The organism is Xanthomonas sp. SHU 308 (assembly GCF_000364645.1).
GTDB classification, from domain to species: domain Bacteria; phylum Pseudomonadota; class Gammaproteobacteria; order Xanthomonadales; family Xanthomonadaceae; genus Xanthomonas_A; species Xanthomonas_A sontii.
Genome location: NZ_AQOK01000628.1, coordinates 1 through 14,967 on the forward strand (window position 1 = coordinate 1; position 14,967 = coordinate 14,967).

12 protein-coding genes and 1 pseudogene are annotated in these 14,967 nt (G+C 68.5%); 8 read left to right on the forward strand and 5 right to left on the reverse strand.

All coding sequences use genetic code 11. The features are described from left to right. Together D588_RS25215 and D588_RS0117580 are read left to right on the forward strand one after the other, a co-directional pair. Positions 1-2,589: efflux RND transporter permease subunit (locus tag D588_RS25215; protein WP_017916910.1), on the forward strand; the 2,589-nt coding region annotated here is incomplete at its 5' end. Then, positions 2,586-5,672: an efflux RND transporter permease subunit gene (locus D588_RS0117580; protein WP_017916911.1), complete on the forward strand. Its 3,087-nt coding sequence runs from the start codon at positions 2,586-2,588 to the stop codon at positions 5,670-5,672. The genes D588_RS25215 and D588_RS0117580, both read left to right, overlap by 4 nt. Positions 5,673-5,814: 142 nt before the next feature. Here D588_RS0117580 and D588_RS0117585 read toward each other — a convergent pair whose 3' ends face one another. From D588_RS0117585 to ykgO, 5 genes are all read right to left on the reverse strand, one after another. Further along, entirely contained in the window at positions 5,815-7,095 is a 1,281-nt protein-coding gene (locus tag D588_RS0117585; RefSeq protein WP_017916912.1) for a TraB/GumN family protein, read from the reverse strand. A gap of 158 nt (positions 7,096-7,253) precedes the next feature. Beyond that, positions 7,254-8,138 carry a carbon-nitrogen hydrolase gene (locus D588_RS0117590; RefSeq protein ID WP_017916913.1) on the reverse strand — a complete coding sequence of 295 codons (885 nt, stop codon included), beginning with the start codon at positions 8,136-8,138 and terminating at the stop codon, positions 7,254-7,256. 141 nt (positions 8,139-8,279) lie between these two features. Next, positions 8,280-9,317, reverse strand: coding sequence for an agmatine deiminase family protein (locus D588_RS0117595; protein WP_017916914.1), 1,038 nt, complete (start codon positions 9,315-9,317; stop codon positions 8,280-8,282). A 168-nt stretch (positions 9,318-9,485) separates the two neighbouring features. Beyond that, positions 9,486-9,815 (reverse strand): hypothetical protein, encoded by a 330-nt coding sequence (locus tag D588_RS0117600; RefSeq protein ID WP_017913727.1) that lies wholly within the window; start codon positions 9,813-9,815, stop codon positions 9,486-9,488. Positions 9,816-9,942: 127 nt separating this feature from the next. Beyond that, positions 9,943-10,068: a type B 50S ribosomal protein L36 gene (ykgO, locus tag D588_RS0117605; RefSeq protein WP_010342887.1), complete on the reverse strand. Its 126-nt coding sequence runs from the start codon at positions 10,066-10,068 to the stop codon at positions 9,943-9,945. Positions 10,069-10,240: 172 nt separating this feature from the next. Between ykgO and cmk the strand changes: the two genes are divergently transcribed. The 6 genes and pseudogenes from cmk to D588_RS25220 all read left to right on the forward strand — a co-directional run. Then, complete coding sequence (gene cmk, locus D588_RS0117610) at positions 10,241-10,912, forward strand: (d)CMP kinase (RefSeq protein ID WP_017916915.1); 672 nt, start codon at positions 10,241-10,243, stop codon at positions 10,910-10,912. A 230-nt stretch (positions 10,913-11,142) separates the two neighbouring features. Continuing rightward, positions 11,143-12,819, forward strand: a complete 1,677-nt coding sequence (rpsA, locus tag D588_RS0117615) for a 30S ribosomal protein S1 (RefSeq protein WP_017916916.1) — start codon at positions 11,143-11,145, stop codon at positions 12,817-12,819. Between the two features lie 84 nt (positions 12,820-12,903). Beyond that, positions 12,904-13,209 (forward strand): integration host factor subunit beta, encoded by a 306-nt coding sequence (locus D588_RS0117620; RefSeq protein WP_010342890.1) that lies wholly within the window; start codon positions 12,904-12,906, stop codon positions 13,207-13,209. A gap of 73 nt (positions 13,210-13,282) precedes the next feature. Next, a complete protein-coding gene (locus tag D588_RS0117625; RefSeq protein ID WP_017913729.1) occupies positions 13,283-13,582 on the forward strand; it encodes a LapA family protein in 300 nt (99 codons plus the stop codon). A 6-nt stretch (positions 13,583-13,588) separates the two neighbouring features. Continuing rightward, on the forward strand, positions 13,589-14,767 hold the full coding sequence (gene lapB / locus D588_RS0117630; RefSeq protein WP_017916917.1) for a lipopolysaccharide assembly protein LapB: 1,179 nt from the start codon (positions 13,589-13,591) through the stop codon (positions 14,765-14,767). Continuing rightward, positions 14,707-14,967, forward strand: a pseudogene (locus D588_RS25220) (lipopolysaccharide biosynthesis protein); the annotation flags it as partial. The gene lapB and the pseudogene D588_RS25220, both read left to right, overlap by 61 nt.

The following is a 14,967-nucleotide window of genomic DNA, read 5'->3' on the forward strand; positions in this document are numbered from 1 at the left end:
GCGCAGAGCGCGACCTCCAGCACCACCACCACCGTCGCCGGCGGCATGCCGATCCGGCTCAAGGACGTGGCGCAGGTGCGGCAGGGCTACAAGGAGCGCGAGGCGATCATCCGCCTGGGCGGCAAGGAGGCGGTGGAACTGGCCATCTACAAGGAGGGCGACGCCAACACCGTGGCCACCGCGGCGGCGCTGCGCAAGCGCCTGGAACAACTGCAGGCGCAGATTCCCGCCGACGCCGAGCTGACCACGCTGGAAGACCAGTCGCGCTTCATCGAACACGCCATCGGCGACGTCAAGAAGGACGCGGTGATCGGTGGCCTGCTGGCGATCCTGATCATCTTCCTGTTCCTGCGCGATGGGTGGAGCACGTTCGTGATCGGCCTGTCGCTGCCGGTGTCGATCGTGACCACGTTCTTCTTCATGGATCGGCTCGGCCTGAGCCTCAACGTGATGTCGCTGGGCGGCCTGGCGTTGGCGACCGGCCTGGTGGTGGACGACTCGATCGTGGTGCTGGAAAGCATCGCCAAGGCGCGCGAGCGCGGTCTGAGCGTGCTGGATGCGGCGATCGTCGGTACCCGCGAGGTCGGCATGGCGGTGGTCGCCTCGACCCTGACCACGATCGCGGTGTTCCTGCCGCTGGTGTTCGTGGAGGGCGTGGCCGGGCAGCTGTTCCGCGACCAGGCGCTGACTGTGGCGATCGCCATCGCGATCTCGCTGGTGGTGTCGATGACGCTGATCCCGATGCTCAGCTCGCTGAAGGGCCGTGCGCCGCTGGCGTTCCCGGTGGAGCCGGCGCCGCCGCACTGGCAGCCGCGGCGCGGCTGGCTGAAGCCGCTGGCCTGGAGCCGGCGCGGCGCAGGTGCAGCGGTGCGCGGGGTGTTCTTCGGCGCGGCCTGGCTGTGCGTGCGGCTGTGGCGCGGTGCGGTGGCGGTGGTCGCCCCGGTGATGCGCAAGGCCAGCGCCCTGGCGATGGCGCCGTACGCGCTGGCCGAGCGTGGCTATCTGCGGCTGCTGCCGGGTGCGTTGGCGCGTCCCGGCTGGGTGCTGGGACTGGCGGCGCTGGCCTTCGCCGCGACCCTGGCGGTGGCGCCGCTGCTGGGCGCCGACCTGATCCCGCAGCTGGCGCAGGACCGCTTCGAGATGACGGTGAAGCTGCCGGCCGGCACGCCGCTGCGGCAGACCGATGCGCTGGTGCGCGAACTGCAGGAGGTCCACGGCAAGGACGCGGGCGTGCAGGCGCTATACGGCGTCAGCGGCAGCGGCACCCGGCTCGACGCCAACCCCACCGAGAGCGGCGAGAACATCGGCAAGCTGACCATCGCCATGGCCGGCGGCGGCAGCGCGCAGTTCGAGGCGCAGCAGAGCGAGCGCATGCGCGCGACGATGCGTAACCATCCGGGCGTGCAGGTCGGTTTCAGCCGGCCGGAGCTGTTCAGTTTCTCCACGCCGCTGGAGATCGAACTGCGCGGCCAGGATCTGCAGACCATCCAGCACGCCGGGCAGAAGCTGGCGGCGCTGCTGCGCGGCAACGGCCACTTCGCCGACGTCAAATCCACGGTGGAGGAGGGCTTCCCGGAGATCCAGATCCGCTTCGACCAGGAACGTGCCGGCGCGCTGGGGCTGACCACGCGGCAGATCGCCGACGTGGTGGTGAAGAAGGTGCGCGGCGACGTCGCCACCCGCTACAGCTTCCGCGACCGCAAGATCGACGTGCTGGTGCGCGCGCAGCAGAGCGACCGCGCCAGCGTCGACAGCATCCGCCGGCTGATCGTCAATCCGGGCAGCAGCCGGCCGGTGACCCTGGACGCGGTCGCCGACGTGGTCGCCACCACCGGTCCCAGCGAGATCCACCGCGCCGACCAGATCCGCGTGGCGATCGTCTCGGCCAATCTGCGCGACATCGACCTGGGTACGGCGGTGCGCGAGGTCGGCGAGATGGTGGCGCGCGATCCGCTCGGCGCCGGCGTCGGCATGCACATCGGCGGGCAGGGCGAGGAACTGGCGCAATCGGCGCGCTCGCTGCTGTTCGCGTTCGGCCTGGCGGTGTTCCTGGTGTACCTGGTGATGGCCTCGCAGTTCGAGTCGCTGCTGCATCCGTTCGTCATCCTGTTCACCATCCCCCTGGCGCTGGTCGGCGCGGTGCTGGCGCTGCTGCTGACCGGCAAGCCGGTGTCGGTGGTGGTGTTCATCGGCCTGATCCTGCTGGTGGGCCTGGTGACCAAGAACGCGATCATCCTGATCGACAAGGTCAACCAGTTGCGCGAGGAGGGCGTGGCCAAGCGCGCGGCGCTGATCGAAGGCGCACGCTCGCGGTTGCGGCCGATCGTGATGACCACGCTGTGCACGCTGTTCGGCTTCCTGCCGCTGGCGATCGCCAGCGGCGAGGGCGCCGAGGTGCGCGCGCCGATGGCGATCACCGTGATCGGCGGGCTGCTGGTGTCCACGCTGCTGACCTTGCTGGTGATCCCGGTGGTCTACGACCGCCTGGACCGCCGCGCCGACGCGTACTACGCCGAACGCGGGCGGCGTGCGCGGCAACGTGAAAACGGCGAGCAGCGCCTGCAGGACGGCGAGGGCGCGCCGGCATGAGCGTCGCCGAGTTCAGCATCCGCCGTCCGGTCACCACCATCATGTGCTTCGTGTCGCTGGTGGTGGTCGGGCTGATCGCCGCCTTCCGCCTGCCGCTGGAGGCCTTGCCGGACATCTCCGCGCCGTTCCTGTTCGTGCAGCTGCCGTACACCGGCTCCACTCCGGACGAGGTCGAGCGCAACCTGGTGCGGCCGACCGAGGAAGCGCTGGCGACGATGACCGGGATCAAGCGCATGCGCTCGACCGCCACCGCCGACGGCGCCAACATCTTCATCGAGTTCTCCGACTGGGACCGCGACATCGCCATCGCCGCCTCCGATGCGCGCGAGCGTATCGACGCGATCCGCGCCGACCTGCCGGCCGACCTGCGGCGCTACAACGTGTTCAAGTGGTCCAGCAGCGACCAGCCGGTGTTGAAAGTGCGCCTGGCCGGCGCGGCCGACCTGACCGGCGCGTACGACATGCTCGACCGCGAGTTCAAGCGCCGCCTGGAGCGCATTCCCGGGGTGGCCAAGGTGTCGGTGTCCGGCGCGCCGCCGAACGAGGTCGAGATCGCCATCGCCCCGGACCGGCTCAGCGCGCACAACCTCAGCCTCAACCAGCTCAGCGAGCGCCTGGGCAAGCTCAACTTCTCGCTGTCGGCCGGGCAGATCGACGACAACGGCCAGCGCCTGCGGGTGCAGCCGGTCGGCGAGCTGCGCGACCTGCAGGAGCTGCGCGACCTGGTCATCGACGCCAAGGGCCTGCGCCTGGGCGACATCGCCGAGGTGCGGCTGAAGCCGACCCGGATGAGCTACGGCCGGCGCCTGGACGGGCGCCCGGCGGTGGGCCTGGACGTGTTCAAGGAGCGCAGCGCGAATCTGGTCGAGGTCTCGCGCGCGGTGCTGGCCGAGGTCGAGCAGATCCGCAAGCAGCCGGCGCTGAGCGACGTGCAGATCAAGGTCATCGACAACCAGGGCAAGGCGGTGACCTCCTCGCTGGCGGAACTGGCCGAAGCCGGCGCGGTCGGCCTGCTGCTGTCGGTGACGGTGTTGTTCTTCTTCCTGCGGCACTGGCCGTCGACCCTGATGGTGACCCTGGCGATCCCGATCTGCTTCGCCATCACCCTGGGCTTCATGTACTTCGCCGGGGTCACCCTCAACATCCTGACCATGATGGGCCTGCTGCTGGCGGTGGGCATGCTGGTGGACAACGCGGTGGTGGTGGTGGAGAGCATCTACCAGGAGCGCGAGCGCATGCCCGACCAGCCGCAGCGCGCTTCCATCCTCGGCACCCGCAATGTCGCCATCGCGCTGTCGGCCGGCACCCTGTGCCACTGCATCGTGTTCCTGCCGAACCTGTTCGGCGAGACCAACAACATCAGCATCTTCATGTCGCAGATCGCCATCACCATCTCGGTGTCGCTGCTGGCGTCGTGGCTGGTGGCGGTGAGCCTGATCCCGATGCTGTCGGCGCGCATGCGCACCCCGGCGCTGCTGCATTCCCCGCACGGGCTGATCCCGCGCCTGCAGCGCCGCTACGCGCGGGTGCTGGCCTGGTCGCTGGCGCATCGCGGCTGGAGCGTGTGCGCGATCGTGCTGATCAGCGCACTGAGCGTGATCCCGATGCTGCAGACCAAGAAGGACATGTTCGGCGGCGACGGCGGCGAGCAGGTCTTCATCGGCTACCAGTGGAAGGGCGCCTACACGCGCGAGCAGATGGCCGAGGAAGTGACCCGGCTGGAACGCTTCATCGACGCGCGCCGCGCGCAATACCACGTGACCCAGGTGTATTCCTGGTTCAGCGAGGAGGAGGGCAGCAGCACCACGCTCACCGTCGATCTGAAGCAGGTCCGCGACCTGCCGGCACTGATGGAACGCATCCGCAAGGAACTGCCGCGCTCGGCGCGGGTGGATTTCCACGTCGGCAACAGCAACGGCGGCGATGGCGGCAACGGCGGCGGGCAGACCGTACAGGTGCAGTTGGTCGGCGATTCCACCGAGGCGCTGCGCGCGCTCGCCGACGACGTGGTGCCGGTGCTGGCGCGGCGCAAGGAGCTGCGCGACGTGCGCGTGGACAGCGGCGATCGCAGCGCCGAACTGGCGGTGCGGGTGGACCGCGAGCGCGCCGCCGCGTTCGGCTTCAGCGCCGAGCAGGTCGCCAGCTTTGTCGGCCTGGCGCTACGCGGCGCGTCGCTGCGCGAGTTCCGCCACGGCGACAACGAGGTGCCGGTGTGGGTGCGTTTCGCCGGCGCCGAACAGACCTCGCCGGAAGACCTGGACAGCTTCAACGTGCGCACCCAGGACGGGCGCAGCGTGCCGCTGCTGAGCCTGGTCGAGACGCAGCCGCGCGCGGCCGCGACCCAGATCGCCCGTACCAACCGGCAGACCACGCTGACCATCACCGCCAACCTCGGCGCCAAGGTCACCGCGCCGGAAGCCAAACAGGCGATCGAGGACACCCTCAACGCAGTCAGCTTTCCGGTCGGCTACCGCTACAGCTTCGACGGCGCGGACGGCCAGGACGACGACCAGGCCAGCAAGCAGATGCTGTTCAACCTGCTGATCGCGCTGGTGATGATCTATGTGGTCATGGCCGCGATGTTCGAATCGCTGCTGTTCCCGGTGGCGATCATGAGCGGTGTGCTGTTCTCGGTGTTCGGCGTGTTCTGGCTGTTCTGGATCACCGGCACCAGCTTCGGGATCATGGCCTTCATCGGCATCCTGGTGCTGATGGGCGTGGTGGTGAACAACGGCATCGTGATGATCGAGCACATCAACAACCTGCGCCGGCGCGGCCTGGCCCGTACCGAGGCGCTGATCGAAGGCTCGCGCGAGCGCCTGCGCCCGATCATGATGACCATGGGCACGGCGATCCTGGCGATGGTGCCGATCTCGCTGACCACCACGCAGATGTTCGGCGACGGCCCGGCCTACTACCCGATGGCGCGCGCCATCGCCGGCGGCCTGGCGTTCTCGACCGTGGTCAGCCTGCTGTTCCTGCCGACCATCTACGCGATCCTGGACGATCTGAGCAACGGCGTGGCCAACCTGGTGCGGCGTGCGCGTGGGCGTCGCGGCATGGCTGCGCAGATGGTGTCCTGATCCGGAGGCTCTGTCGCTGCTCCAAACGACATGTGGGAGGGGCTTCAGCCCCGACGCCGTAGCGCCGAGGCGTCGGGGCTGAAGCCCCTCCCACAAAGGCGAACCAGCGCGGTGACAGTTGCCGCCGCCGCGCGGCGGGTACTCAACCGGCCAGCTTGCCGAAGATGCGGAAGCCGGCCAGCCACACGCCGAGCATGCTGCCCAGGTTGGTCAGCAGGAAGGTCAGCACCACCCGCGAGACGCGGTTGCGGTACCAGCCGCGCAGGTTCTGCGCATCGTCGCGCAGCGCCAGGAAATCGCCATAGGCCGGCTTGCGCATGTGCACTTCGACCAGGGCGCTGAACGCCCCGGCCGGCACGCCCGGGCGGAACGGCTTCAGCGGCGCGGCGATGGCGCCAGCGATGACGCTCAGCGGATGCCCGCCGGCCAGGATGCAGCCCAGCCCGGCCAGGCCGCCGGTGAACAGCACCCACTGCAGCAGCAGGTCGGTGCCCAGGGCGAAGCCGCCGTGCCAGTAGCCCCAGGCCACGCCGCCCAGCACCAGCGCGGTCAGGGTCAGGGTGATCCACGGCACCTTCTTCTTGGTTTGCACCTCTTCCAGCGCCTTGCGCAGCGTCGCCGGGTCGTCCTGGTCGCCCTGCAGGTGCCGCGCCAGGCCGGCCAGGTGGCCCGCGCCGACCACCGCCAGCACGTCGCGCACGCCGGTCGACGGCGCGCCATCCAGCGGTTCGGCATTGCCGGCCAGCGGCAGCGCGCGCTGTTGCGCCTGTTCCTCGCGCAGGCGCGTGGCCATGTAGCGGTCGCGCTCGGCGATGATGGTGTCGTACAGCGCCGGGCTCTCGCTGGCGAAATCGCCGAAGCTGGCTTCGAGCATGTCGCCCTGCTTGAGCTTCTCGATCTCCGCCTCGCCGACCTCGTCGGAGGCGAACAAGCCGCCGAGCAGGCCGCTGGCCAGCTTCAGCTTGCCGAAGAAGCCGAGCCGGCTGGAGGCGCGCTTGAAGGTCAGGCCGACTTCGCGATCGATCAGGTACACCGGCAACTGCCGTTCGCGCGCCAGCAGGACTGCGCGCTTGAGTTCGGCGCCGGGCTCGATGCCCAGTTGCTCGGCCAGGCGCCGCTGGTAGGCGGCCAGCGCCAGGTTGGCGGCGAACAGGGCCACGCGGCCCTTGCGGATCACCTGCACCAGGTCCAGCTTGGTCAGCGCGTCCGGATCGGTCAGCGCCTGCAGGCGTTGCGGATCCAGTTCCACCGCCACCGCATCGAAACGGCCGCTGCCGATCGCCCGTTCCACCGCGGCGACGCTGGCCAGGGACACATGCGCGGTGCCGAGTAGGGTATAGCGGATGCCGTCGCGTTCGACGATGCGGTACGGCTGGCCGTCGAACAGCGCGTCATCGCCGTCGGCCTGGGAAAGTTTGTTCATTCCATCACTCATCGGAGGGCGCCTCGGCAGCGCCGGGGCTCAGCGGGCATGGGGGTGTGAGGACATCGGCCGCGATCGGCATCGGCGCCTGCGGCGGGGTCGCGCTGAGCCGCGGGGAGCGGCGCCGCACACGCACAGACCCGGCACGGCGCTGCGGGTCAGTCGATGTAGCGCTTCAGCAGATCGCCGTAGGCATCGATGCGGCGGTCGCGCAGGAACGGCCAGATTCGCCGCACGTGCTCGCTGCGCTGCAGGTCCACGTCGCAGACCAGCACGGTCGGCTCGCCACCGGCCTCGGCGATGAACTCGCCCTGCGGGCCGAGCACGTGGCTGTTGCCCCAGAACTGGATGCCCGACGCGCCCAGCGGCGACGGCTCGTGGCCGACCCGGTTGCAGCTCAGCACCGGCACGCCATTGGCCACGGCATGGCCGCGATGGCTGAGGATCCAGGCATCGCGCTGGCGTTCCTGCTCGGCCTGTTCGTCGCTGGGGTCCCAGCCGATCGCAGTCGGGTACAGCAGCAGTTCGGCGCCGGCCAGGGCCATCAGCCGCGCCGCTTCCGGATACCACTGGTCCCAGCACACCAGTACGCCGAGGCGGCCGACCGAGGTCTGGATCGGGGTGAAGCCCAGATCGCCCGGGGTGAAGTAGAACTTCTCGTAGAAACCCGGATCGTCGGGGATGTGCATTTTGCGGTACTTACCCAGCAGGCTGCCGTCCTTTTCGAACACCACCGCGGTGTTGTGGTACAGCCCGGCGGCGCGGCGCTCGAACAGCGAGCCGACCAGGACCACGCCATGGCGCTTGGCCAGCGCGCTCAGGCGCTCGGTGCTGGGGCCGGGAATCGGCTCGGCCAGGTCGAATTCGTCCACCGATTCGTGCTGGCAGAAGTACGCGCCGTTGTGCAGTTCCTGCAGCAGCACCAGCTGCGCGCCCTGCGCGGCGGCCTCGGCCACACGCGATTCGATCGCTGCCAGGTTCGCCGCGGCGTCGCCGTGGTTGCGCTCCTGGATCAGCGCGACGGAAAGAGTGGTTCGGGTCATTGCGGAATCAAGGTTCGCGGTAAACCGGCATGGTAGCGCGGATGGCCGCGCGGCAGGTTCCGGGGAGATGAATCCCGCGCCACGCGTGGCGGCGGCGCGGGTGCTCGGTGCTGCGCCGGCGTGCGGCGCAGGCGCGGCGGTTCAGTCCGCCAGCAGTCCGGCCGGCAGCTGCATGGTGATGCAGTGCAGGCTGCCGTTCTGCCAGATCAGCGCGCGGCAGGGGATCGGCACGATCTCGTGCTGCGGGAAGGCCTGCGCCATCACCGCCTGCGCCTGCGCATCGGCCGCGTCGCCGTAGGCCGGCATCAGCACCGCGCCGTTGACGATCAGGAAGTTGGCGTAGGACGCGGCCAGGCGCCGGCCCTGATCGATCACCGGTTGCGCCCACGGCAGCGGGAACAGGCGATAGGGCGCGCCCTCGGCGGTACGCAACGCGGCCAGTTCGGCGCCCATCGCCTGCAGCTCGGCGTAGTGCGAATCGCCGGCGTCGTCGCAGGCCTGGTAGACGATGGCGTCGGTCCCGGCGAAGCGGGCGAGGGTGTCGATGTGCGCGTCGGTGTCGTCGCCTTCCAGGTAGCCGTGGTCCAGCCACAGCACGCGCTGCTGCGCCAGCCAGTCGGCCAGGTCGTGGCTGAGCGATTCGCGGCTGCGCTGCGGGTGGCGCTCGTGCAGGCACTGCCAGGTGGTCAGCAGGGTGCCGGCGCCATCGCAGTCGATGGCGCCGCCTTCCAGGGCGAAGTCGATGCGGCGCACGTCGCTGTCGGCGAACAGGCCCTGCTCGGCCAGCACGCTCACCAACTGGTCGTCACGACTGGCCTGGAACTTGCCGCCCCAGCCGGTGAAGCGGAAGTCCAGCAACTGGAAGCCGCCGCCGGCGCGCGCCAGGGTGATCGGGCCGGAATCGCGCAGCCAGGTGTCGTCGTACTCGGCCTCGACGAAGCGCACCCGCTGCATGTCCACCCGCGCCGAGCGCAGCCGCGCCTCGGCGTAGATCTGCAGATCGGCGTCGGCCACGCAGATCAGCACCCGCTGGAAGCGCACGATCGCCGCGACCAGGGCGATGTAGGTTTCCTCGACCTCGGCCAGGCGCTCGGCCCAGTCGGTGCCGGCATGCGGCCAGGCGATCAGGATGGCGGACTGGGGCTCCCATTCCGCGGGAAGGCGAAGACGATCAGTCATTGCGACCACTACTCAGGTTGTGCCCGGCATCGCGCCAGGGTGTGTGTCGTTCGTATCCCGCACCGGCGGGGCGCGGGAGCTTTGCGCCGCGCCGCGGCTGGGCGACCGCGACGCGGCAGTGCTGGGGTGCTCGGCCAGGCGCACGCGCGACCGGGCGCAGGGTCGGCGTCAGCGGATCGCGGGTTTCGGGCCGATCTCGTTGGCGTCGGCCTTGTTGGCGACCACGTCCACCACCTTCTGTTTCTCGAAGTACACGGTGAAGGCCGGATAGACCCAGCGGTTGATGGTCGGCCATTGCCGCTTCTGGCCGCCACGCGGCTCCAGCTTCTGCTGCGGTGCGCCGTAGCGCGCCTGCACCTGGGCCATGCTCAGGCCGCGGGTCGGCAGCGCCGCGGCGGGCTCTTCCTTGACCCGGTCGACCAGCAGGGTCTCGGCGTGGGCGCCGCCGGCCAGGCCCAACACGGCCAGCAGCGGCAGGACGGACAGACGATGCTTCATCACGTGTACTCCCCAGAGGACGAGCGCCGATTACAGCAAACTTCGATAACAAAAAACCGCCCGAAGGCGGCTTTCGTCGACGACCGGCCACCGCTGCGCGCGGCGCGGCAGGGCAGGCCGGGTCGGATCAGCGCTGACGCGCCTTGAAACGGGGGTTGGACTTGCAGATCACGAAGACCTTGCCGCGGCGGCGGACCACCTTGCAGTCGCGGTGACGGGCCTTCGCCGACTTCAGGGAGGACAGGACTTTCATGGCACACCTCGGCGTAAACTTGTGGATTCGAAGGAGGGCGGCACGGCCGAAACCATGGCGCGGGATCAGTAAGCCGGCGATTGTAGCCTGGTTTTCTTCATGGTTTCAACTGCTTGCGCCAGCCCGGCCGGCGTCGGCGCTACAATGCGCCGCCCCCCGTCCGAGGAACCGCATGAACGAGCCCGCTCCCGTCCTGACCATCGATGGCCCTTCCGGGGCCGGCAAAGGCACCGTCAGCCGCATCGTCGCCGCCCGCCTGGGCTGGCATTACCTGGATTCGGGGGCGCTGTACCGGGCGGTCGGGGTGGCGGCCAGCTGGGCCAATCTGGACATTTCCGACGCCGCCGCCCTGGTGCGCTGCACGTTCGACACCCGAGTGGAGTTCGACGAGGTCGCCGATGGCGGTCTGCGGGTGCGGATCAACGGCGCCGATGCCACCGACGAACTGCGCCTGGAGACCACCGGTGCGGTGGCCTCGGCGATCGCCGCCATCCCCGAGGTGCGCGCGGCGCTGAAACAGCGCCAGCGCGCCTTCCGCACCCCGCCGGGGCTGGTCGCCGACGGTCGCGACATGGGGACGGTGATTTTTCCGGACGCCCCGTACAAGGTGTTCCTGACCGCCAGCGCCGAGGAGCGCGCCCAGCGCCGGCATAAGCAGTTGAAGGAAAAAGGGGTTTCGGTTATATTCGACGACCTGCTGCGCGAGATCATGGCCCGCGACGCACGCGATGCGCAACGCGCGGTGGCCCCGCTGAGGCCGGCAGACGATGCCGTCCTCCTCGATACCACCGGCATGGACATCGACCAGGTGGTGGGCCGCGTCCTGCAGTTGCTGCCGGTCTGAGCGGCACGCAGGGCAGGGCAGCAGTTTGGTGGCGTCATGCACGCCACCGGTTCCTCGTTACACCCGCAACATCCATGTTCCACCGATAGCGTCAAAGGCTCCGCTGCGCAATTCCGCGCTGCGGTTTTTCCATTCCACACCCGGCCGCTGTTCGGGCCGACTAACAGGTGGACAGTCGCTGTTTTCCAGAAGAAAACGCCCTGTCCGTGTGTCCACTAGAGTAATTTCAAATGACCGAATCTTTTGCCGAACTGTTCGAAGCCAGCCAAGCCAACCTGGCCAAGCTGAAGCCCGGCGCCATCGTCACCGGTACCGTCGTGGAAGTCCGCGGCGACGTGGTGGTGATCAACGCCGGCCTGAAGTCCGAAGGCATCGTGCCGATCGAGCAGTTCCGTAACGACGCTGGCGAAATCGACGTCGCCGAAGGCGACCTGGTCAAGGTCGCGCTCGACTCGCTCGAGAACGGCTTCGGCGAGACCGTGCTGTCGCGCGAGAAGGCCAAGCGCGCCATGGTGTGGGACGAGCTGGAAGAAGCGTTGGAGAAGAACGAGACCATCACCGGCCGCATCAGCGGCAAGGTCAAGGGTGGTTTCACCGTGGACATCAAGGATGTCCGCGCGTTCCTGCCCGGTTCGCTGGTGGATGTGCGCCCGGTGCGCGACCCGGCCTACCTGGAAGGCAAGGAACTGGAGTTCAAGCTGATCAAGCTGGACCGCAAGCGCAACAACGTGGTGGTCTCGCGTCGTGCGGTGGTCGAGAGCGAGCACTCGGAAGAGCGCGAGCAGCTGATGGACAAGCTGCAGGAAGGCGCGATCCTGAAGGGCGTGGTCAAGAACCTGACCGACTACGGCGCGTTCGTGGACCTGGGCGGCATCGACGGCCTGCTGCACATCACCGACATGGCCTGGAAGCGCGTGCGCCATCCGTCCGAAGTGGTCAACGTCGGCGACGAGCTGGACGTGCGCGTGCTGAAGTTCGATCGCGAGCGTAACCGCGTCAGCCTCGGCCTGAAGCAGCTGGGCGAGGATCCGTGGGACAACATCGCGCGTCGTTACCCGGCCAACAGCCGCGTGTTCGGCAAGGTCTCCAACGTCACCGATTACGGCGCGTTCGTCGAGATCGAGCCGGGCGTGGAAGGCCTGGTGCACGTATCCGAGATGGACTGGACCAACAAGAACGTCAACCCGTCCAAGGTCGTGCAGGTCGGCGACGAAGTCGAAGTGATGGTGCTGGACGTGGACGAAGAGCGTCGCCGCATCTCGCTGGGCATGAAGCAGGTCGCCGCCAATCCGTGGGAAACCTTCGCCGCCACCCACAAGAAGAACGACAAGGTGTCCGGCCAGATCAAGTCGATCACCGACTTCGGCATCTTCATCGGCCTGGACGGCGGCATCGACGGCCTGGTGCACCTGTCCGACATCAGCTGGAACACCACCGGCGAAGACATCGTGCGCAACTTCAAGAAGGGCGACACGCTGGAAGCCGTGGTGCTGGCGGTGGACCCGGAGCGCGAGCGCATCAGCCTGGGCGTCAAGCAGCTGGAGCAGGATCCGTTCGGCCAGTACATGGCCGCCAACCCGAAGGGCTCGAAGGTCGAGGGCGTGGTGCGTGAAGTGGACGCCAAGGGCGCCACCATCGACCTGGCCGACGGCATCGAAGGCTACGTCGCCGCGCGCGACATCGCCAACGAGCGCGTCGACGACGCCAGCCAGCACCTGAAGGTCGGCGACAAGATCGAAGCCAAGTTCGTGGGCATGGACCGCAAGGGCCGCACCCTGCAGCTGTCGATCAAGGCCAAGGACGATGCCGAAATGCGCGAAGTGCTGGAGGAATACCAGTCCGCGTCGGGCGGCACCACCCAGCTGGGCGCGCTGCTGCGTGCGCAGCTGAACGGCAACAAGTCCTAGTAATCCGCCACACGCAGCGTTACTGGCACGGCCCGGTGTTCCCGGGCCGTGCCAGGTTGCGACCCCCACTGCACGCATCCGTAAATGACCAAATCCGAGCTGATCGAAATCCTGGCGCGCAAGCAGGCGCATCTGAAGTCGGACGACGTCGATCTGGCGGTGAAGTCGTTGTTGGAAATGATGGGCGGCGCCCTGTCCGGCGGCGATCGCATCGAGATCCGCGGCTTCGGCAGCTTTTCCCTGCATTACCGACCGCCGCGCCTGGGACGCAATCCCAAGACCGGCGAGTCCGTCGCGCTTCCTGGCAAGCACGTGCCGCATTTCAAGCCCGGCAAGGAGCTGCGCGAGCGCGTGAGTGGCGTCGTCCCGGTCGAATCCGACACGCCCTGAGCCCGGCGTCCGGCGCTTGCCGGAATCCACGCCTGTTCGGCTAATCTAGTGTCTCCCGACGCTGGAGTTGCTCATGAAGATTGCACGACTGCTGATCCTGCTGGTGTTGCTGTTGGCCGGCCTGGTCATCGGGTCGCTCAATTCGCAGCCGATCCAGATCAACTTCGTGTTCTCCAGCATCGCCACCACCTCCGGCATCGCCATCATCGTCTCGCTGTTCGCCGGCGTGCTGATCGGCGCCTCGCTGGTCCTGGCGGCCCTGGTGATCCCCCTGTATGCCAAGCTGCGTCGCGCCAACAAGGCCGCGAACGCCGCGACCCCGGCCGTTGCGCCGGTCTCTCCCCATGCCCACCAGCCCTTGGACGGACGCTGATCTTCGATGGACTTTCTGACCGAGTGGTTCTGGTTCTTCCTGTTCCTGCCGCTGGCGGCATTGAGCGGCTGGGTGATCGGCCGCCGTGGCGGCCAGCGCCATGGCGACACCCAGGTCAGCCGGCTGTCCAGCACCTATTTCCGCGGCCTCAACTACCTGCTCAACGAGCAGCCGGACAAGGCGATCGAGCTGTTCCTGCATATCGCCGAACTGGACAAGGAAACCTTCGAGACCCAGGTCGCGCTGGGCCACCTGTTCCGCCGCCGCGGTGAGGTCGACCGCGCCATCCGCCTGCATCAGGGCCTGGTCCAGCGCGGCGATCTGAGCGACGCGCAGCGCGTGCAGGCCTTGCTGGCGCTGGGCGAGGACTACATGAAGTCGGGGCTGCTGGACCGCGCCGAAACCGTGTTCACCGAACTGGCGCAGATCGACCAGCGTGCGCCGCAGGCGCTCAAGCACCTGATCGGCATCTACCAGGCCGAACGCGACTGGGAAAAGGCCATCGACAACGCCACCCGCTACGAAGAGGTGACCGGCGAGCCGATGGGCAAGCTGATCGCCCAGTTCGAATGCGAACTGGCCGACCGCTATCGCGCCTCGGGCAAGAACGACCTGGCGCGGGAGGCGATCGCGCGCGCCTACCAGGCCGATGCCAAGTCGGTGCGCGCCGGCATCCTGGAAGGGCGCATCGATGTCGACGACGGCAACGACGAGGCCGCCATCCGCGCCTTCGAGCGCGCCGCGCGTCACGACCCGGACTACCTGCCGGAGATCATGCCGGCGCTGATGGAGTGCTACCGCCGCGGCGACGATCTCAGCGGCGCGCGCGCGTTCCTGTCGGAGATGACCGAGCACTACCGCGGCATCGCCCCGGTGCTGGCGCTGACCCGGCTCATGGAGTCGCAGGAAGGCATTTCCGCCGCGCGTTCCTACCTCGGCCGGCAGCTCAAGGATCGGCCGTCGGTGCGCGGCGAGTCCGCGCTGATCGACCTGACCCTGGCCGAGGGCGCCGATTCCACCGCGACACTGCAGGATCTCAAGCACATCACCGACCAGTTGCTGGTGCGCAATCCCAGCTACCGCTGCACCCGCTGCGGCTTCGGCGCGCGCACCCACCACTGGCAATGCCCCAGTTGCAAGGAGTGGGGCACGGTCAAGCCCCTGCTCAACTACGCGGTGGTGTAGTGCCCATCGCAGGAGCCGCGCTGCTCTTGGCGCTCGGGGTGTTCAGCGCGGCCGGCACCTGGCTGTCGCGCCAGTACGCACTCAAACGCAAGTTGATGGACGCGCCGGGCGAGCGGCGCAGCCACACCGTGGCGACGCCGCGCGGCGGCGGCGTGGCGATCGTGGCGGCGGTGCTGCTGGCCTGCGGCTGGGCGGCCCTG

What these genes read in the sequence shown, in the direction of transcription:
- D588_RS0117580 (WP_017916911.1), top strand. Translation starts at nt 2,586, where the DNA reads ATGAGCGTCGCCGAGTTCAGCATCCGCCGTCCGGTCACCACCATCATG.
- D588_RS0117585 (WP_017916912.1), bottom strand. Translation starts at nt 7,095, where the DNA reads ATGAACAAACTTTCCCAGGCCGACGGCGATGACGCGCTGTTCGACGGC.
- D588_RS0117590 (WP_017916913.1), bottom strand. Translation starts at nt 8,138, where the DNA reads ATGACCCGAACCACTCTTTCCGTCGCGCTGATCCAGGAGCGCAACCAC.
- D588_RS0117595 (WP_017916914.1), bottom strand. Translation starts at nt 9,317, where the DNA reads ATGACTGATCGTCTTCGCCTTCCCGCGGAATGGGAGCCCCAGTCCGCC.
- D588_RS0117600 (WP_017913727.1), bottom strand. Translation starts at nt 9,815, where the DNA reads ATGAAGCATCGTCTGTCCGTCCTGCCGCTGCTGGCCGTGTTGGGCCTG.
- ykgO (WP_010342887.1), bottom strand. Translation starts at nt 10,068, where the DNA reads ATGAAAGTCCTGTCCTCCCTGAAGTCGGCGAAGGCCCGTCACCGCGAC.
- cmk (WP_017916915.1), top strand. Translation starts at nt 10,241, where the DNA reads ATGAACGAGCCCGCTCCCGTCCTGACCATCGATGGCCCTTCCGGGGCC.
- rpsA (WP_017916916.1), top strand. Translation starts at nt 11,143, where the DNA reads ATGACCGAATCTTTTGCCGAACTGTTCGAAGCCAGCCAAGCCAACCTG.
- D588_RS0117620 (WP_010342890.1), top strand. Translation starts at nt 12,904, where the DNA reads ATGACCAAATCCGAGCTGATCGAAATCCTGGCGCGCAAGCAGGCGCAT.
- D588_RS0117625 (WP_017913729.1), top strand. Translation starts at nt 13,283, where the DNA reads ATGAAGATTGCACGACTGCTGATCCTGCTGGTGTTGCTGTTGGCCGGC.
- lapB (WP_017916917.1), top strand. Translation starts at nt 13,589, where the DNA reads ATGGACTTTCTGACCGAGTGGTTCTGGTTCTTCCTGTTCCTGCCGCTG.